Source organism: Streptomyces sp. PTL18, assembly GCF_059510295.1.
Map to the genome: position 1 here is coordinate 16,698 of NZ_JCAJZO010000041.1, position 17,953 is coordinate 34,650.

The following is a 17,953-nucleotide window of genomic DNA, read 5'->3' on the forward strand; positions in this document are numbered from 1 at the left end:
CGAACGAGCGGTGAACTCGGGCTGGTCGGGTTACTGACGGGCCGCTGAGAGTCGGCCGTCGAAGGTGATGTCGAAGGCCTTCGGCGCGGTCTTCCGGCGCACGGTCCGGCGGGCGTCGCCCTTGCCGGTGAGGGGCGAGCGACATGATGGCCATGGAGACGCATCGCAGGGCGGCCTGCTCGTAGGGGAAGTGCCGGCGCGCCTTGACCGCTCGCCGGAATCCGCGCGTTGACCGACTCGATCGCGTTGCCCCGGCCGGCGACGTTCGTGCCGACCGTGCTCACCATGCCGGTGCCGGCGTGGCTGATCCACCGGTTCGCGGAGAAGCCGTTCGGTCCGCGCCTGTGGCGCGCGTTCAAGCCGGTGCCGGCACCGGTCAGCCGATCCCGTAGCGCGCCCCGATGCCCGCGATCACGACCGCCAGGCCCTCCTCGAACTGGCGGTCGTAGTCGTCGAAGAGCATCTCTCCGGCCGCCGCCGCGAGCGGGAACCCGGCCAGCCGCCGGGAGCGTTCCCCGATGTCGTACCCCTCCCGGCGCTCACCGGGCAGCGGTCGCACGCCCTGCTCCTCGGTGACGAAGCCGACCGTGTACACGTTCGCCGTCCGGCCCGCGTCGACCGCCTGGACGAGGGTGAACCCGGCCTGGGTGAACAGCCGCAGGTCGGCCTCCAGGGCGGGGGCGTGGTCGACGCCGGTGAACCGTGACCCGCTGAAGACCCTGGCGCCGTCGCGATGGGCCAGCAGAGCGGCCCGCAGCGCACGGTTGATCTTCCGCAGCCGCTCCTGCCAGGTGTCGTCCGGATCGAGCGCGGTGCCGACGACCATCCGCCGGTACATCTCGGTCGCCATCTCGTCCAGAAGTGCCTGCTTGTCCGCGAAGTGCCAGTACAGGGCGGGCGCCTTCACGTCCAGTTCCCGAGCGATGGCGCGCAGGGTCAGCCCTTCCAGACCGACTTCGTTCAGCAGTCGCAGCGCGGTGTCCGCGACCCGGCGGCGGTCCAGGGGGGCGCGTTTCTGGGGGCTCACGCTTGACAGCTTAACAGCGTTAAGGGCACGCTCGTCGTCGACGGAACTTAACGGCGTTAAGGAGGTTTGCGGTGGATGTTGTGATCGTGGGTGCCGGCCCGACCGGACTGGCCCTCGGTATCGACCTGGCCCGGCGGGGCGTGGCGGCACTGGTGGTGGAGCGGGCAGACGCCCTGTTCCCCGGCTCGCGAGGCAAGGGCCTCCAGCCACGCACCCAGGAGGTCTTCGACGACCTGGGGGTCCTGGCCGCGATCCGCGCGGCCGGCGGTTCCTACCCGGTCCGGATGATCTGGCGGGACGGTGAACGGCTCGGCGAGGAGCCGATGTTCGATCCGGTGGAGGCCGACGAAGGCACTCCCTGCACCGATCCGCTGATGGTCCCGCAGTGGCGCACCCAGCAGGTGCTCCACGCCCGGCTGCTGGAGCTGGGCGGCCGGGTCGCCTTCGGCCGCGAGGTGACGGGCGTGACTCAGGACACCGAGGGCGCCACGGTGGAGTTCGCCGACGGTACGGCACTCCATGCGCGGTACGTGGTCGCGGCCGACGGCGGTCGCTCGGTGATCCGCCGGGCCCTGGGCGTCGGTATGACCGGGGCGACCGTGGATCCGGCGCCCTTCATGGTGGCGGACGTACGGGTGCGGGGCCTCGACCGGGACCACTGGCATGTCTTCCCGGCGGCCGACGGCACCGGCGTCATGCTCTGCCCGCTCCCCGGCACGGAAGAATTCCAGCTGCAGGCGCGCTGCGCGGACGGCACCGCGCCCGAACTGTCCCTCGACGGCATCCGCGAACTGGTGGCAGCGTCCACGCACCTGGACGCCGAGGACGTCACCGAGCTGCGCTGGGCGTCGGACTTCCGGCCGCGCGCCGCCCTGGCCGACCGTTTCCGGGTGGGTCGGGTCCTGCTCGCCGGGGACGCGGCCCATCTGCACTCCCCGGCCGGCGGCCAGGGCCTCAACACCAGCGTGCAGGATGCCTACAACCTGGGCTGGAAGCTGGGCGCGGTACTGCGCGACGGGGCACCGGAGGCGCTGCTGGACACCTACGAGGAGGAGCGGCGGGCGAACGCGGCGGCGATGCTGGACCTGACGACGGGGGTGCACCGGGGCGAGGTGCGGCGGGGGCGGGCCACGGTGCAGCTCGAGCTGGGCTACCGGGAGTCGTCGCTGAGCGTCGAGACCCGAGGGGACGGTCCCGGGATTCGGGCGGGCGACCGGGCCCCAAACGGCACGGTGGACGGCGTCCGCCTCTTCGACGCGTTCCGGGGGCCGCACTGGACGCTGCTGGGCGCATCGGCGCCGCGGCCGGACATACGGGCCCTGCCCGCCGCCCCCGGTTCATACGGTTCGGGTGTCTTCCTGGTCCGGCCCGACGGCTACGTCGGCTGGGCGGGCGAGACCCCGGACGGCCTGTCCGCCTATCTCCCCCGCGTCGGTCTCTAGCCCATCTCTAGACCTTCTCTAGACCCTGACCCCCTCCCGCGCGCCTGCCGGCGCCAGTTTCACCACCGGTTTCCGCAGTGTGCGCGGTCGGCTGCGATTCGATGCGAACAGTGCAGGAATCCGGGCAGCGCGGAGGCGGCCGATCACGGCTGAGGACCCCGGGCGCCGAGGCGCTTCACACCGTGGCGGTCGGCTGCCCGGACAGCGTCGCCGGGTACGAGCCCGCTGACTGTCCCTGTGCGTCCTTTCCGCCTGTCCCGGCAGGATGCCTACGGGGATGGGGGCTTACTACTTGGATTCGACTCGTCCTACCGCGCCGGAGCCGGTCGTCAGTGCCTCGCACCCGGTCTGCCAGGTGAGGGCGCCGGGGTGAAGCCGGGTGTGGAGGTAGGCGCCGCGGTGAGCCGGGCGGGCGCGGCGACTCGCTCGGGGTTCTCGTCCGTGGCTCGGCGGCGTCGTATCCGGCGATGCCGCCGAGACCGTGCTCCGCGTCGGACAGGGTGAGCAGGGTCTTGGGGCCTGGGGCGCGGGTTTCCGGCAGCATGGTGCTGAGGCCCGCTCGATCCGGCGGGCGCAGATCCGCACGGCGCGGTATACAAGCACGGGGCCTCGCGGCGCGCCTACGATGTGTCGCTGCACTTCCTGGTTGCTGCGGGCGGCTGGAGCAGTGGCGGAACCAACGAACCAGGAAACGTCGAGGCAGGTGGTGGCGGATGCAGTGGCGCGAGTATGCCGAGCAGATGGCTCGGCTCGCGCGGGATCTGCTGGCCCAGGACTCGGTCCAGGCGACGCTGGATGAGGTCTCGGCGTCGGCGGTCGCGTTGGTGGAGGGCTGTGATGCGGCAGGGATCCTCGCGGTGCGCAAGGGCCGGGCCGTGACCCTGGCCGCCTGCGGGGAGATGGTCCGCGAGTCCGACCGGCTCCAGGCCGAACTGGGCGAGGGCCCGTGCTTCGATCTCGCCCGGCGTGCGGGCGGTGAGCGCGTGTACCGGATCGCGGACATGGCCCAGCCGCAACCGGCCTGGGAACGGTTCGCCGAGGGGGCCCGCAAGCTGGGCATCGGCAGCATGACCGGGGTGCTCCTCTACACCGACAACGAGGACTTCGGCGCGCTGAACCTGTACGCACGCCACCGCGGAGCGTTCAGCAAGGACATCGAGACCGCCGGCTGGCTACTGGCCTCGCACGCCGCCGTCGCCCTGTCCAGCGCCCGCACCATCGACCAGCTCGAGCACGCCCTGGAGACCCGGCACGCCATCGGCGAGGCCATGGGCATCCTCATGGAACGCCACCAACTGAGCGAAGACGACGCCTTCAACGTGCTGCGCCGCATCTCCCAGCACCACAACGTCAAAATGCGGGACCTGGCACAGGAGATCAGGAGCGGACGCACCGACCCAGCCTGATCACCAGCTGTCCTGCGCGTGCAGGGGCGGCTCCGCCGAAGCCGCGAGGGCGCTGGGGCGCTGGGCGGGCAGGCGACGGGCGGATGCCACCCGCCCGACCCGCGGACAACCCACACGGGGGAACGGGCCTTGGGGGCGAAGTCACCAGCCCTTGAATCACAGCGTCTCCTGAGCGTCATGTGTCACAGCCGCAGGATGAACCGGACCACGCTCAGGGAGTCGGGGACAAGCGGGGGAGCGGTGTTCTCGGCCCGGGACAGCCGGGACGGTGCGGATCAGGCTGCTTCGCGTCGCCGCAGGAGCCGGCCCGTACCGGTCAGCCGGAACAACCGGTCGACAGCCGGAGTGACCGGCCCCGCTACGGAAAAGCGCACCCCGGCATCCTCAAAGTGGCTGCGTGCTGCGAGAAGGACGCTCAGCCCGGCGCAGTCGCAGAAGTCGACCTGGCTGAAGTCGGCCTCCACCCAGCGAGCACCGCCGAGCATCGCGGCCCCGAGCTCGTCCCCGAGTCGGGCCGCGGTGAGATGATCCACCTCGCCTGCCACCGACACCACCGTCCGGCTGTGCCGGCTGGTGGTGGCGAGGCGCAGCCGCTCGCCGAGCGGGTCGTCAGCATTGCTGTCCACCCCCTCAGCGTCCCGGTTGTACGCACGTGACGTCAAAGGCCGGTCTTCGTGCGGATGTCCGAGGCAGGCATCCCCGTGCGAGGCGCACCGTTGGTGGGCGGGCTGGGCTTCCAGGAGGACGTGAAGCCGCCGGGCGCGAGGGGTCATCATGAGGCCAGGCCGTCGGACGTGTGCCTCGCCTGGGCCCCCGGACCAGGAGCGGAGGCACCTCCGCCCGCCCCAGTCGGCTCACCGTGGATCCCGAGATGATCTCGAAGCCCTGGCAGGGTGGGGACGGCGACTGGTTCGGACCGTCGCTTGCGTGGGAGGCCGTCGAGGAGAAGCTGCCCGCCTGCCTGGTAAACGTCGGGCTCGCAGGAGGCCGCCGACCGCGGTGCTCACCCCTGAATCGGTCTCCGGCAATGCCCCGCCCCGCCCGTCGGCGCAGAATCGAAAAGAGGCGGAGAGCCTGCGGTGCACCGCACTCGCGTATGAATCCGGCCGGATCCACCGTGAGGAAGGGCCACCATGTCATGCCGCACAGACGGCCAAGGCGCAGCGTACGGTCCATCGCGCGTGGGCTGACCGCGCGAGCCGCGAGCCGGGTGGGAGGCGCCAGGTACCTGAAGCCCATGGCGCTGCTCGCCGGGGTGGTCAGCCTGGAAGGCGTGGACAAGGGCACGTTGGCGGTCAACGCGCGCAGCCTGGAGCACACCTTCGGAATCGGCCACGCCGGTCTCGGCCTGCTCGCCTCGATCACTTCTTTGACGGGCGCAGTTTTCACCATGCCCGTCGGAGTCCTGACCGACCGGGTCGTCCGCGTCCGTCTGCTCGGCGGCAGCATTCTGCTGTGGGCCGTGGCGACCGGACTGTCCGCGGCGGCGCCGTCCTTCACCTGGCTCGTCGTGACCCGGGCCGCGCTGGGCGCCGTCACGGCGACAACCGGTCCTACGGTCGCCTCCCTCGTCGGCGACTTCTTTCCGGCGTCCCGACGGGCACAGTTGTACGCCTTCATCCTGATGGGGGAGTTCCTGGGCAGCGGTCTCGGCCTTGTCATGACGACCGCCCTTGCTTCGTTCGGGTCCTGGCGGCTCTCCCTCGCCTGGCCCGCTGTTCCCGCGGTCCTGTTGTCACGGCGCGTGTGGCGCACCCGCGAGCCACCCCGGGGAGGCTGGCGGGTTCCGGCCCCGAACACCAACGCCAGAGAGGATGATCGCTCCTGCAAGCCGGTGTCCAACCCCGGGCGCACCGGCGCCGCCGCCCGTGACAGGGCCGATCGCCCGGTCGTCGACAACGAGGTTCCCCCGCGCCGGACCGCGGTCCTGCGGGAGGATCCCCGGCACATGCCGGTGTCCAGGGCGTTCCTCTACGTCCTGCGGATCCCCACCATCCTGATCATGATCACGGCGTCATCCCTGGCGCACTTCTTCTTCGCCGGCGTACACACGTTCGGCGTGCTCTTCTCCACGCAGCAGTACGGCATCAGCCAAGCGGCGGCCAGTGCGGTGGCCCTGGTCATCGGCGCCGGCGGCGTCATCGGCCTGTATCTCGGTGGTCACCTGGCCGACCGGCTGCTGCGAACCGGCCACCTGAACGGACGCATCATCGTCCCGGTGCTGTCGCTGCTCGTCTCCCCGCTGGTACTCGCGCCCGCGTTCCTCATCACCTCTCCCCTGGCGGCAGTCCCTCTCCTGTTCGTGGGCGGCATCACGGTGACGGCCACCAACCCGCCCCTCGACGCAGCGCGTCTGGATGTCGTTCCGTCGGGCCTGTGGGGGACGTCGGAGTCGGCGCGGACCGCCGTGCGCACGCTCGGAGAACTCGCGGCGCCCCTGCTGTTCGGTTACACGGCCGCCAGTCTTTTCCCCAGTCACGGCCTGAGGTGGACGTTCCTGCTCTGCCTGGTGCCGCTCACCGCCGCGGGGCTGCTCGGCCTCCTGGCCCTGCGCACCTACCCCCGAGACGTGGCCACGGCCGTCGCCTCGGACAGGACCGGCCAGGCGACGGGTGGGCGCTGACGCGCCGGCCCACTGACAGTCAGGCGCAAAACGGTGGATAAGGGTGCCACGGACCATCCGCGCGACATGCCGGCCTTCTGCGAAAGCACCCCCTGCTGTCAGCGGGGCTACCGGGCGGGCGGCGGCCGCATTGGCAGCAGTGGAACAGACCAACACCGGCGCACCACTGCGGCGGCACACATAGAGCCCGCCGGTATGCCTTCCGTAGCCCGGGGGGACGATACCGATCGATACCGCTGGAACACCGACAGTGAACGGTGAACCAGCGATCGTCCTGTCCTGTTGCATCTTCGGCTTCTTCAGGGGAGGGATGAGGGAAGGGTCCACCGGCGCGCTGTGCTCCGCCGCCTTGGCTGCTGGGACAGCAGCCAAGGCCATCAGCACTGCGTCCTGGTTCTGTGTGACGAGCACGGAAGGCGTTTGCGTCATGGACAGACGCAGACGCGCGCCCTCTTCTCCGCCGTGCGCGGGCGGCGCGTCCGCGTTTTGCTGGAAGGGCGGGCATGGGCGTGTCCTGCTGCACCGCCTGCCAGGGGAGTGCTCGCAGGCAGACCGGAAGGAGTCAATCGCCATGACCGAATTCCAGGGACGCGAGCCGCGTCCGGGAGCGTCGGCTTCCAGGGGTCAGGGACCGGAGTCGGGGCCGCCTTCGGGCCCCGCGACGGATGACGCGGCGGAATACGAGGAGTGGCTCGGTCGCAGCCGAGTGATGCTCACCCCCATCGCCGCCCCGTCGATTCTGGGACTGTTCGGCTACGCGGCGTCCACCTTCATGGTGGCGTCGAACCTGGCCGGATGGTGGGGCAACAGACTCTTCTCGCCGATCATCCTGGCGCCGCTGGTCATCTTCTTCGGCGGTGTGGCCCAGCTCGCCGCCGGCATGTGGGCCTACCGGGCGCGGGACGCCGTGGCCACGGCCATGCACGGCACCTGGGGAGCCTTCTGGCTCGCCTGGGGCATGATGCAGCTCATGGTGGCCGGTGGTCTGCTGCCGCTCGGCACCACCGGTAACCAGGCGTTCGGCTTCTGGTGGATCGGACTCGCCGTGGCCACCCTGTTCGGGGCGCTCGGAGCGCTGGGCCGGAACCTGGGAATGTTCCTCACCCTCATCCTCCTGGCCTCCGGGTCCGCGTTGCTGGCCGTGGGCATCCTCATCACGGCGAGCGGTGTGATCACCGCCGGCGGGTGGGTGCTGGTCGCCTCCTCGGCCGCCGCGTTCTACACGGCGGGCGCGATGATGCTCGAGGAGTCCTTCGGCGGGCGGGTCATCCTGCCACTGGGCCGCTGGAGCCTGCGGGGCAACCTGCCCGGTCACCGGATGACACGCCCCATGGAGTACGCCGCCGGCATGCCCGGACTCAGGGCCGGCCAGTGAGCGGCCCCGAGTCCGGGTCCGGGTCCGGGCGGGGAGCGCATCGCGCACTTGCCGCCCGGGCGCAGCGGCCGCGCGCCGGGGACGTCAGCCCCAGGTGCCCTGAACCCCGCCTCCCCGCGCTTACGAAGAAACAGGGCGTCGCCCAGGCGTCTCAGGCGCTGTGTGCTCGAGCTCATCACGCGGGCGAGGGGGCGAGGTGACGCTTCAGGCACCTGGTGATCACCCGCTTCCCTCGGCCTTCAGTGGTGCGTCGTTGCAGGTAGGTGCGGGTCTCGGGGCGGCAGCGGAGACGGGTGAGGACGACACGGAACAGGGCGGCGTTGGTTTGGCGGTTGGCGCCGCGGTTGAGCCGGCGCTGTTGGTCTTGCCGGAAGACATCCCCACGGGCTGACTCCGCACAGGGCGGCAACCGAGCAGGTCCGCAACACCGCGCCTGATCTGCTCGACTTGTTCGACGTCGGCCAGGACTCCGACGTCAGCTTGCTGATCGCGGCCGGAGACAACCCCGACCGCCTGGCCAGCGAAGCGGCGTCGCGTTGATGACCTTCTCCAGATCGCTGATCTCGGCGTTCAGGTTCTGGATCCGGCCGGCCAGGATGCTGAGCCTGTGCGCGACGGCCCTTGCCACCCCGGCGTGGAGCTCGGCGCCAAGGGCTGTGCAACGCGTCACGAGCCGGTGGGTGGTAAGCCCGGATAGCGCCTCCCGCAGTGCGGGCTCAGCGTTGACGAGTATGCCCTGAGCTGGTTGATTGCCTGGGTGCGGGCCTTGAGGGCGGACCCTTTGACGATCTCGAAGACGCGAAGCATCTCCACGGCGCCCTCCCCGGTCCTCGGGGTGACGCGGCCCGGCCGGAGATGACGGCAGGAAGGCCTGGGTGCAGGCGATGTCGTCAGCACCGCCGGCGCCCTGGTAGGCGTCGACGACAGGGTGGCGAAGCGATCGCTCAGCCACTGTCCGTTCAGCGGCTCCAGGGCCGCCGCCACCGCGCGGACCTGGTCAGCAGTGACATGGCAAACGATGTAGGTGTCGCCTTCGTGTAGTGGCACTCCACCGAGGATGACGCGGGACAAGGGAAAACGCCGTTGTCGAAGGCGAGTGTCGCCGTCTGTGAAGCAGCGGTGCACGGAGGCGCGGTCACACGGTGGCCCTGCTCTGTGCCTGCTCGAACTCGGTCAGGGCATCGCCTCCGGTGCTCCAGGGCCAGCTGGTGACCGTGCCGTGGAGTGCCTCGAAGACCGGGCGGGCCTCCTGCCGGCGCTCGGCCACCGTCAGCGCGTAGGCGAGGAGGTTCAGATCGGCGAGGGCCGCGGCATGACGGAAGAACGCCGGCTGGAGCCAGGTACGGGCCGCACGGTCGAGAGCCTGAGCCGCAGGCCCCAGGGACCAGTGGTTGCGTGCCACCAGCGCCTCGATTCCGCCTCGGGCGAGGACGGCGTGGTACTGCAGGACCTGGGCGGTGAGTTCCGTTGACACGCAGGGCGCGTTGGCGGGCATGCGGGCGCACACGGTGTCGACGAACTCCAGCACCTGGATGCGTGAGCCCGCCTCCTCGGGGCTGAGGTAGCGCAGCATGCTGAGGTACGCCTCGCGGTTCCAGCGGTCGCGCGCCAGCACCTCGTTCCACACGGCGAACACTTGTGACTGTTCCCAGCGCTCGAGGCGGGACACACCCAGCAGCACCACCCAGGGAGTGGGGTCCTCCGGCGCGAGGTCGGCAGCCCGGAGACAGCTCTCGGTGACATTGGCCGCGTCCTCCAGGCCGTCGTGGGAGCGGCCCCGCACGAGCCGCGTCCACGCGTGCAGGACGAGTGCGCTCGGGTTGTGAGGATCACGTGCGGCCCAGACCGACGGCACGTAAGACAGGGACAGGTGATCCGCCAGGACGGACATACGGTGGGTACGGCGGTCCCATTCATCCGCGTCCTGGTTCATAAGGCGGGATATCTGCGCTATGCACAGGTCTGTCGTCGCGATCGCGCCGGTCTTGGTGGTCGCCAGGAGGGACTTCAGAAGTCTGCGCAGGGGCTCGTCGTCGAGTTCCGGAGCCAGTCGCGCCCTTCTGCGGCGGCTTGAGAGAAATGCCATGTCCGTAGGCTAAGGACTGCGAGCCGTCACACAAGGTGTGCGTCAAGATCGTTACCAGTTACCGTGCCGCCGGCGTCACCTGCGCGTTCGGTGAGATGCGCGCAGGCCGCGCGCAAGCGGTGCTCTCCGCCGTGCTGCTGCCGTCGGCAGGGCCGGTGACGGCACGCTGCCCCGCGGCGGGCCCGCCACCGACACGAGCGCATGGCCGGCACCTCAAGGACATCGCCGACGAACCGCCCGGTGAGGCGCAGGAGAGCCACAACGGCGAGGAGCCCCAGATCGACAAGGGCCATCCGGACGTGCTGAGAGGCGGCCTGGAAGGATGTCGCAGTGCCCAAGCCGTATCCCAAGGAGTTCCGCGAGGACGTCGTGCGAGTCGCGCGCAACCGCGAGCCCGGCGTCACGCTGGAACAGATCGCCGCCGACCTCGGCGTCCACGCGATCACGCTGTCGAAGTGGCTGCGCCGTGCCGACACCGACGAGGGCGCCAGGCCCGCAACGACGTCGGGTGAGTCGGCCGAGCTGCGCGAGGCCCGCAAGCGGATCCGGCTGCTGGAGCAGGAGAACGAGGTGCTCAGGAGGGCGGCGGCGTATCTGCCGCAGGCGAACCTGCCGGCGAAATGATGTACCGGCTCGTCCGTGAGCCGGCCGCCGCCGCTGCCCCTTCCCGGGTGCCGGTGGCGGTGACGTGCCGGGTGCTCGGGCTGGGCCGCCGGCCCTCCTACCGGTGGCTGGACCGGCCGGTCACCGACGCCGAACTGGCCGAGGCATACCGGGCCAACGCCAACGCACACCGGCCAGCACGGCGGCCCGGATGTCGGGGCGCCATGTCGTGCGCTCCAGGGCCGGCCACGGCTCGTAGTACGGGACCTGGCCGCGGTTGCGCCGGCGCAGCTTGCCGATCCCGCCCTTGGCTCTGGCCTTGATCGCCTTCAGTACCAGGGCCAGGGCCGGGTCGGCCTCCTTTGAGCGGGGCATCGCGTCCAGGAACTCCTGACCGCTCATCGCGGTGGTGACGCCGAGGGCGGCCATCGTGGCCACGTACGCGTCCCGCAGCCGCTTGTAGCAGAAATCCAGGTGGCGGCCGGTCTGGGTGCGCACGTACGCCTCAATCGGCGCGACGTCGAAGAGCTCCTGGGCGTAGGCGACGGCCGGGCCCCTCCAAGGCTGTTCCTCCCTGGAGGGGTGCTCTCAGAAGCCGCCGTTGAGGTCGTACCAGTTCCGGTTCCACACCTGGTACTTGGCGAAGGAGCCGTTGCCGTTGCCCGCGTAGAGCCGTAGCTCGTTCGCCGTGAACGAGGCGTCGGGGTTGCGGTAACCGTCCTGAGTGGCCGCGACCAGGTCGTTGCGACCGTCGCCGTTGACGTCGCCGACGCTGATAAAGGCCGACATCTGGCTCCAGCCGCCGCCCAGGGACTTGCGGGCGCCGAAGGAACCGCGTCCGTTGCCGGGGTACAGCCACAGGGTGCCGGCGGAGTCACGGGCCAGAAGGTCGCCGTGGCGATCGCCGTTGAGGTCGCCCGGTGCGGTCAGGGCATTCATGGACTTCCAGCCACCGCCGAGGGACTTGCGGGCGCCGAAGGAACCGCGTCCGTTGCCGGGGTACAGCCACAGGGTGCCGGCGGAGTCACGGGCCAGCAGATCTCCGCGCCCGTCACCGTTCAGGTCACCGGTGGCCGTGATAGTGGCCATCGAGCTCCAACCGCCGCCGAGGGCCTTGCGCGTGCCGAACTTGCCCTGGCCGTTGCCCGGGTAGAGCCACAACTCGCCGGAGGAGTCGCGGGCGACCAGGTCTTCGGTGCCGTCGCTGGTCAGGTCGCCGTGCCGGGTGAGGGCGGTCATGGAGTTCCAGCCGCCGCCGAGCAGTGTGCCGTCCCCTGTGCCGGAGACGAACCAGAGCCGGCCGCTGCGGTCCCGGGACAGCAGGTCCGCGCGGCCGTCAGTGTTCAGGTCGCCGAACCCGGCGGCGCTCGAAGCGGGCTCCGCGTACCACTCTGCGTAGGGCGTGCCCATGCACTCCCGCTCGTTGGGAACGAACTTGATGGAGCTGATCGCCTTGTCGAGGCTTGAGTCGTAGCCGGACATGCCGTTGTCTGGCGGGGCGGGGAAGTAGGTGCCGCTGTACTTCGAGTCGCTGTAGAGGCAGGAAACGTTGGACGTGCGGTTCCAGTACGAGCGGATCCTGTTGTCCCACGTTCCCATCGTGGGCATGTCGGTGCGGGTCTTCATCATGGAGCCGGTCGCGTCTGTACTACTCCATCCGCATAGGTAGCCGGATGGGCAAGCGCTCGCCGACACGGTGGCGGCCTGCGCGGGTGCGGTGAGCGGCACTGCAGCCAGCGCCGTGCTCCCCGCGGCCACCAGCAGCCGTCTGAGACGTCTGTTCACCTGGACCCCTTCGGGGTTCTCGTTGGAGATCGAATAGGACGAGCGCACTGTATGCCTGTTCCGGGGTTCGCGGGTTCGCCCTCCCGCGTTGGTCACGGGAGGGCCGTCACCCGCCAGCCGCGTTCTCAACCCCCGCACGAGGAAGTACACCTCATACTCCTGCAGCGCTTTGCTATCTGGCCAGGTCAGAGGCGTCGTCCGGAGTGTAGTCAGCTGATGCCGAGTCAGGTGCGTCTTGCCGGACCGCTCCTTCCAACGAGTGGGCTCGTCGTCGGTGGTGGCAGTGCCGGGCGACAGCTTGGCGCCTCCGCCGCCCCAGTGGTAGACGCGCGGGGCTTTGGCTCCCTCGCCGCACGAGCGTTTCTCCCACGCCTCGTCCGGTGCCAGTGTGAACACGTGGTCGATGCGCCCGAAGCGCGGCACCTGCTGGGACTTGGGGACGGCCAGGACCTAGCCGGTGGCGGTCTCTTCCAGCATCCGGCGAAAGCGCCACTCCTGGACGTAGGCAGAGTCGGACGTCACCCAGGCGATCGGCAGCGGCGAGGCGAGCGCGCGCAGCACGATGGTCTTGGCCAGCTCTCCTTTGGTGGCGAAGGCCCGGACACCGGGGATCTTCGCGGCGCGGCAGCGTTCGCGGTCGTCGGTCCAGGACTTGGGCAAGTACGGCGCGCGGTCCACCAGGGCCCGGCCGCGGGTGGTGGCGTAGGCGGCGAAGACGCCGATCTGGCCGTTTTCGGTGCGGCCAGCGGTGCCGGATATTGGCGCTGCGCGCCCGCGGAGGTGGTGCCCTTCTTGACGTAGCCGGTGTCGTCCAGGATCAGCTCCCCGCCGCTCTCGCCGAGCTTGTCGGCGACGTATGTCTGCAGGTCGTCACGGACGGCGTCAGCTTCCCACGTGGCTCCGTTCAGCAGCCGCTGCAGGCCGTCAGGGGTCCGGTGGCCGGCGTATTCGGCCAGTTCCCAGCCGTTCTTGCGGCCGACCGGCCGAGCAGCGCGCGGATGTAGTCACGCATGCGGCGTCGCAGGTCAGCGCGGCCGAAGCGGTGGCCGCTGCGGAGGAAGAGGTCGAGTTCACGGTCCCAGGTCGCGTCCGCAGGGGCGTCGATCACGTTGGGAGACTGCCCGGATCACAGGCCGGTCAGTTCTCGATCCGCTCGTTGGAAGGGGCGGTCCGGCAAGACCGCCCCTGACTCGGCATCAGCCAACCAGACTCCGGACGACGCCTCTGACCAGGCCAGTCAGCAAAGCGCTGCTGGAGTACCAGGTCTCGCCGCCGACCGGTCGTCGGCACCGCCACCCTCCGCTTCCGAAGGGACACAGCTGATGTCGGCAGTGGCACAGCCACCTCGTTGAGCTCGAGTTGCGGCCCGGGCGGCGGCAGTACATGCGCCGCTGCCCGTATCCTCTCGACCGCGGCGCCTTGGACATGGCGCAGCCCGACCTCGCTCAGGGAGCGACATTGATTGCCTCGTCCCTGCTGGCCTCGGTCACACGCCCCGCACGGCACCATGCAGTGGCCGACCACCCGGACGCCGACCTCGATCTCCCGCACCTCTGGCCGGCTGCGCTCCCAATGCCGCTGTATTCGTGACCTCGCCAGGCCGCGGCTCAGTCCTGGCCGCCCAATACGTTCTGGTCCCAGTCGATGACCGAGCCGGTCACTACCCCGCTGCGGTCGGAGAGCAGGCAGACGACGAAGTCGGCGATCTCGTCGACCTGGCCGAGCTTGCCCATGGGCAGTGAGGCGGCGGCCTTCTCCCGCCAGTCGTCCCCCGAGCCGTGGAAGGTGCGCTGGGTGGCGTCCTCGCCCTCCGTGTCCGTCCAGCCGATGTTGAGGCCGTTGATGCGGATGCGGTCGAAGCGGTGGGCGTGGGCGGCGTTGCGGGTCAGTCCGGCCAGGCCGGCCTTGGCAGCGGAGTAGGGGGCCAGGTAAGGCGGTCCGCCGGGGCCGCAGTTGGAGTCGATGTTGACGATGGTGCCCGGCGTTCTTCGGGCCGTCATGTCGGCCACCGCCGCCTGCATCGCGAAGAACGGCGCCCGCAGGTTGATCGCCATGTGCTGGTCGAACAGCTCCGGTGTGGTGTCCAGGAGTGAGCCGCGTGATGTCAGCCCGATCGCGTTGACCAGGCAGTCGATGCGCCCGTGCGCGTTCACGGTCGGTACGACTCTATCGCGTGCCTGTGCCGGATCGGCGAGGTCTGCCCGCACGAAGTGCGTGCCCGTATCGGCGGCGAGCTTCTCGCCCATCTCGGCCCGCGGCCGGTGAAGACGACGGTTGCGCCCTCCCGTACGACCGCTCGCACGATGCCGGCGCCGACGCCCTGGCTGCCGCCGTTGACCAGGACGACCTTGTCCTGAAGAAGTGCCATGAGTGCGGTGTCCCTTTCAGCCGCGGTGGCGGTTGGTGCCGGCCTGCAGTTCCTGGCGCAGCCGGTCGGGGGCCCAGTCCTCGGTGACGGCTTGCCAGACGGTGTCCGCCTGGGAGGGCGGGGCGAGACCATCGACCGGCGGGTCGAGGTCCAGGTTGGTGGGGAAGGGGTAGCCCTCGGCGGTGGCGGCGATCACGCGGCGCAGCCAGTCCTGCGCAACCCCCTCGGCCTTGCGGCGCAGCAGCACCGGGAAGAGCGCGTTGGCCATCGCCTCGCGGTCCGCCGTCTCCATTGCACGGCCGAAGGCGGAGGAGATCTGCAGCAGGTTGGCCATGCGCCGGATGCCGGTCGAGCGGTTGTGTCCGGCGGCGTGGAAGAGCGCGGGATTGAAGAAGGCCGCGTCGCCCTTGGTCAGGGGGAGCTGGACGTGGTGGGCGTCGAAGTACTCGACGAACTGCGGGAGCCGCCAGGCCAGATAGCCCGGCTCGAACTTCTGCGAGTGGGGCAGGTAGAGAGTCGGGCCGGACTCGACGGGCATGTCGCAGTGGGCGACGGCGCCCTGGAGGGTGAGCACGGGGGAGAGGCGGTGGACGTGCGCCGGATAGGCGGCGGCGCGCTCCCGGCTGAGGAAGCCGAGGTGGGAGTCGCGGTGCACACTCTGCGCGGCGCCGCCCGGGTTGACCACGTTGACCTGCGAGGTCACCTGGTAGGCGGGGCCCAGCCAGGCCTCGGCGATCAGGGCCAGCATGTCGTTGGCGTAATAGTCGGCGAACACCTCGGGCGCCCGTACGGCTACCTTGTCCAGAGCGTTCCAGACGCGGTCGTTGGCGCCCGGCTTGGCGAAGTGGTCGCCGCGAGCGGAGCCGGCCGCGCGCTCTTCCTCGATCAGTGCCCTGAAGACAGCGGAAGCGCGGTCTACGACGTCCGCGTCGGCGAATGCGCCTTTGAGGACGACGATGCCGGGTCCATCGAGCAACGCCCGAATCAGCTCACTCTGTACCTCACGTCGGCCGCCGGACGTGGCTGTCAGGCTGCGGAGCCGGTCACTGTCGTAGAGGGGCACGTTCTGCTCGACGCGCTCTGCCAAGGGGTAGCCGGAGGCGTCGGTCTCTTGCTCGACGAGCGAGCGGAATGCGTCGAGATCGCAGTCGGCCTTGATCAGCCAAGTCCGCTCCACCGCGGTTGTGGAGGACATCCGGAGTCCTTTCGCCGTGCTTGCTTTTCTGTCAGTCTTGAGACCTCACCCCCATCATTCAATCCTCAGCATTACATCAAAAATCCATCATCACCCTCTGGAATCCGTCATGCGCCATCCCTATCCGATCAGGGAAATCGCCCGTCAGGCCGGGCTGAGCACGGCCACGGTCGACCGTGTGCTCAACGACCGGGGCAATGTGCGCGAGAGCACCGTCCGAGAGGTGCACCAGGCCATCAAGGACCTGGACCGCCAGCAGACCCAGGTCCGGATCGCGGGCCGCGCCTTCATGATCGATATCGTGATGCAGGCACCGGAGCGGTTCTCCACCGCCGTACGGGAGGCGCTGGAGGCCGAACTGCCCTCCTTGCACCCGGTCGTCGTCCGCTCGCGCTTCCACTTCCGCGAGACCTGCCCGCCCGACGAACTGACCGGCACCCTTGACAAGATCGCCAAACGCGGCACACAGGGCGTGATCCTCAAGGCCCCGGACCTGCCGGAGATCACCGGCGCCGTCGGACGCCTGACCGCGGCCGGCATCCCCGTCGTCACACTGGTGACCGACCTGCCCCACAGCGCGCGCCTGGCCTATGTCGGGATCGACAACCGCGCGGCGGGCGCCACCGCCGCCTACCTCCTTCAGCAGTGGCTCGGCGACCGGCCCGGCAACGTGCTCACCACCATCAGTCGGGGCTCGTTCCGGGGCGAGGAGGAGCGAGAGATGGGCTTTCGCGGCGCGATGCGCCTCGCGCAGCCGGAACGCTCTCTGGTGGAGGTCACCGACAGCGACGGCCTGGACGTCGCCCAGCGCGATCTGGTTCTTGAGGCGCTCAAACGCGACGAGGACATCGTCGCGGTCTACTCGATGGGCGGGGGCAACCTCGCCACCCTGGACGCCTTCGATGCCCTGGGCAGGACGTGCGCCGTGTTCATCGCCCATGACCTCGACCACGACAACACCCGCCTCCTGTGCGAACGCCGTCTGTCTGCTGTCCTCCACCACGACCTGCGCCAGGACGTGCGCCGTGCCTGCCAGACGGTCATGCGCGCCCACAAGGCACTGCCGGACGACGGGCCGACCCTTCCCTCGGCGATCCAGGTCGTCACGCCGTTCAACCTGCCACCCCACGTGACCGCCGTGCCGCTTCTGGGGTGAAGCGGCCCCTGCGGCCAGGGCTCAGTGGTCGGCCAAGGTAGTTCGGTGCGTGAGGGGCGGCATGGCCGGAAGCGGGTTGGGCCTCGCCCGCACTGCGAGGCGCTGGGGGTTCAGGACACCGGGCGGCAGGGCGATTTCAAAGTCAACGGCGCGTGGACGCCGAAGGCAGCGCACACCCGACCACGGGCGTGCGCCGTCCTTTCGCGCTTTGTGTCACCCTATTTGAGGACCGGCCACAGATAGACCATCGTGATGACGCAGCCGGTGGTCGAGAAGGCCACCCAGTACAGGCTCACCATATTGAACGGGACCTTTTCCCAGGGCTTCTGCTGCTGCTCGACGATGTCGGCCATCACCCTCTTCCGCACCGGGACCAGCATGACGACGAACGTGAGCAGGACGCAGCTGTACAAGTACAGCGTGTAGGAGAACGAATAACCCCTCGCCACGGCAGCGGGCACCAAGAAGACCAGGCCGACGAAAGGCGCGACAGAGACGCGCTGTTTCGCCTTGGGCGTGGGCATGCACCAGCGCATCGCCACCACGTAGACGATGGTGGCGGCGCCGGCGATGAGGACCCAGCCTTCCGTGGTGACATGAGTTTTTACCATGGCGTCAGATCATGCCAGGCGTCACTGACGGCGTCGCCCACGGCCTTTCCGGCGGAGACGATGGCACCGGTGGCCGGTGACAGGGCCGCCGTACCTACGCACTGGATCTGGGCTCCGATGCGCCGTGTTCGAGCGGGCCGCGCTGAAGTGCGTGTATCTGGCGGTGATGAGCCTGGACCCGACCGGGACAGGACGGCGACGCTGGGCGATCCGGTGGAAGCCGGCGCTGCAAGCATTCGACATCACCTTCGACGGACGACTCTCGGCCGCCCGCCG

The 17,953-nt window shown here is 69.8% G+C and carries 14 protein-coding genes and 5 pseudogenes; 7 read left to right on the forward strand and 12 right to left on the reverse strand.

What is annotated here, in order from left to right; genetic code table 11:
- Positions 1-30: 30 nt before the first annotated feature.
- Both AC5WS8_RS36595 and AC5WS8_RS36600 read right to left on the reverse strand, forming a co-directional pair.
- Positions 31-248: pseudogene (locus tag AC5WS8_RS36595) on the reverse strand (transposase); the annotation flags it as partial.
- Between the two features lie 128 nt (positions 249-376).
- Entirely contained in the window at positions 377-1,027 is a 651-nt protein-coding gene (locus AC5WS8_RS36600) for a TetR/AcrR family transcriptional regulator C-terminal domain-containing protein (RefSeq protein WP_496107803.1), read from the reverse strand.
- Between the two features lie 71 nt (positions 1,028-1,098).
- Here AC5WS8_RS36600 and AC5WS8_RS36605 point away from each other — a divergent pair, with 71 nt between their 5' ends.
- The gene (locus tag AC5WS8_RS36605; RefSeq protein ID WP_496107804.1) at positions 1,099-2,469 is read left to right on the forward strand and encodes an FAD-dependent monooxygenase; all 1,371 of its coding nucleotides are present in this window, start codon (positions 1,099-1,101) and stop codon (positions 2,467-2,469) included.
- Between the two features lie 288 nt (positions 2,470-2,757).
- Here AC5WS8_RS36605 and AC5WS8_RS36610 read toward each other — a convergent pair.
- Positions 2,758-3,026: pseudogene (locus AC5WS8_RS36610) on the reverse strand (chlorophyllase); the annotation flags it as partial.
- A gap of 156 nt (positions 3,027-3,182) precedes the next feature.
- On the opposite strand from AC5WS8_RS36610, the gene AC5WS8_RS36615 reads away from it, so the two are divergent.
- Positions 3,183-3,875: a GAF and ANTAR domain-containing protein gene (locus tag AC5WS8_RS36615; protein ID WP_496107805.1), complete on the forward strand. Its 693-nt coding sequence runs from the start codon at positions 3,183-3,185 to the stop codon at positions 3,873-3,875.
- Between the two features lie 275 nt (positions 3,876-4,150).
- On the opposite strand, the gene AC5WS8_RS36620 is transcribed toward AC5WS8_RS36615, so the two are convergent.
- Positions 4,151-4,501 carry an STAS domain-containing protein gene (locus AC5WS8_RS36620; RefSeq protein ID WP_496107806.1) on the reverse strand — a complete coding sequence of 117 codons (351 nt, stop codon included), beginning with the start codon at positions 4,499-4,501 and terminating at the stop codon, positions 4,151-4,153.
- A 611-nt stretch (positions 4,502-5,112) separates the two neighbouring features.
- Here AC5WS8_RS36620 and AC5WS8_RS36625 point away from each other — a divergent pair.
- Positions 5,113-6,498, forward strand: coding sequence for an MFS transporter (locus tag AC5WS8_RS36625; RefSeq protein WP_496107807.1), 1,386 nt, complete (start codon positions 5,113-5,115; stop codon positions 6,496-6,498).
- Between the two features lie 571 nt (positions 6,499-7,069).
- A complete protein-coding gene (locus tag AC5WS8_RS36630; protein WP_496107808.1) occupies positions 7,070-7,873 on the forward strand; it encodes an acetate uptake transporter family protein in 804 nt (267 codons plus the stop codon).
- Between the two features lie 666 nt (positions 7,874-8,539).
- Here the strand turns inward: AC5WS8_RS36630 and AC5WS8_RS36635 are convergent.
- Both AC5WS8_RS36635 and AC5WS8_RS36640 read right to left on the reverse strand, forming a co-directional pair.
- The gene (locus AC5WS8_RS36635; protein WP_496107809.1) at positions 8,540-8,998 is read right to left on the reverse strand and encodes a DUF1877 family protein; all 459 of its coding nucleotides are present in this window, start codon (positions 8,996-8,998) and stop codon (positions 8,540-8,542) included.
- Between the two features lie 10 nt (positions 8,999-9,008).
- Entirely contained in the window at positions 9,009-9,959 is a 951-nt protein-coding gene (locus AC5WS8_RS36640; RefSeq protein WP_496107810.1) for a hypothetical protein, read from the reverse strand.
- A 330-nt stretch (positions 9,960-10,289) separates the two neighbouring features.
- On the opposite strand from AC5WS8_RS36640, the gene AC5WS8_RS36645 reads away from it, so the two are divergent.
- A complete protein-coding gene (locus AC5WS8_RS36645) occupies positions 10,290-10,583 on the forward strand; it encodes a transposase (RefSeq protein ID WP_496107811.1) in 294 nt (97 codons plus the stop codon).
- Between the two features lie 120 nt (positions 10,584-10,703).
- Here AC5WS8_RS36645 and AC5WS8_RS36650 read toward each other — a convergent pair whose 3' ends face one another.
- From AC5WS8_RS36650 to AC5WS8_RS36670, 5 genes and pseudogenes are all read right to left on the reverse strand, one after another.
- Positions 10,704-11,060: a hypothetical protein gene (locus AC5WS8_RS36650; RefSeq protein ID WP_496107812.1), complete on the reverse strand. Its 357-nt coding sequence runs from the start codon at positions 11,058-11,060 to the stop codon at positions 10,704-10,706.
- 90 nt (positions 11,061-11,150) lie between these two features.
- Positions 11,151-12,347: an FG-GAP-like repeat-containing protein gene (locus tag AC5WS8_RS36655; protein ID WP_496107816.1), complete on the reverse strand. Its 1,197-nt coding sequence runs from the start codon at positions 12,345-12,347 to the stop codon at positions 11,151-11,153.
- Positions 12,348-12,599: 252 nt separating this feature from the next.
- Positions 12,600-13,452: pseudogene (locus tag AC5WS8_RS36660) on the reverse strand (IS701 family transposase); the annotation flags it as partial.
- A 502-nt stretch (positions 13,453-13,954) separates the two neighbouring features.
- Positions 13,955-14,715: pseudogene (locus AC5WS8_RS36665) on the reverse strand (SDR family oxidoreductase).
- Between the two features lie 16 nt (positions 14,716-14,731).
- Positions 14,732-15,910, reverse strand: a complete 1,179-nt coding sequence (locus tag AC5WS8_RS36670) for a phytanoyl-CoA dioxygenase family protein (protein WP_496107813.1) — start codon at positions 15,908-15,910, stop codon at positions 14,732-14,734.
- Positions 15,911-16,019: 109 nt separating this feature from the next.
- Here AC5WS8_RS36670 and AC5WS8_RS36675 point away from each other — a divergent pair, with 109 nt between their 5' ends.
- A complete protein-coding gene (locus AC5WS8_RS36675) occupies positions 16,020-17,066 on the forward strand; it encodes a LacI family DNA-binding transcriptional regulator (protein ID WP_496107814.1) in 1,047 nt (348 codons plus the stop codon).
- A gap of 218 nt (positions 17,067-17,284) precedes the next feature.
- On the opposite strand, the gene AC5WS8_RS36680 is transcribed toward AC5WS8_RS36675, so the two are convergent.
- Complete coding sequence (locus AC5WS8_RS36680) at positions 17,285-17,677, reverse strand: hypothetical protein (protein ID WP_496107815.1); 393 nt, start codon at positions 17,675-17,677, stop codon at positions 17,285-17,287.
- A 130-nt stretch (positions 17,678-17,807) separates the two neighbouring features.
- Between AC5WS8_RS36680 and AC5WS8_RS36685 the strand changes: the two are divergent.
- A pseudogene (locus AC5WS8_RS36685) lies at positions 17,808-17,953 on the forward strand (IS256 family transposase); the annotation flags it as partial.

Coding starts and splice junctions, on each gene's coding strand:
- AC5WS8_RS36680 (WP_496107815.1), bottom strand. CDS start 17,677: ATGGTAAAAACTCATGTCACCACGGAAGGCTGGGTCCTCATCGCCGGC.
- AC5WS8_RS36625 (WP_496107807.1), top strand. CDS start 5,113: ATGGCGCTGCTCGCCGGGGTGGTCAGCCTGGAAGGCGTGGACAAGGGC.
- AC5WS8_RS36630 (WP_496107808.1), top strand. CDS start 7,070: ATGACCGAATTCCAGGGACGCGAGCCGCGTCCGGGAGCGTCGGCTTCC.
- AC5WS8_RS36675 (WP_496107814.1), top strand. CDS start 16,020: ATGCGCCATCCCTATCCGATCAGGGAAATCGCCCGTCAGGCCGGGCTG.
- AC5WS8_RS36670 (WP_496107813.1), bottom strand. CDS start 15,910: ATGTCCTCCACAACCGCGGTGGAGCGGACTTGGCTGATCAAGGCCGAC.
- AC5WS8_RS36640 (WP_496107810.1), bottom strand. CDS start 9,959: ATGGCATTTCTCTCAAGCCGCCGCAGAAGGGCGCGACTGGCTCCGGAA.
- AC5WS8_RS36615 (WP_496107805.1), top strand. CDS start 3,183: ATGCAGTGGCGCGAGTATGCCGAGCAGATGGCTCGGCTCGCGCGGGAT.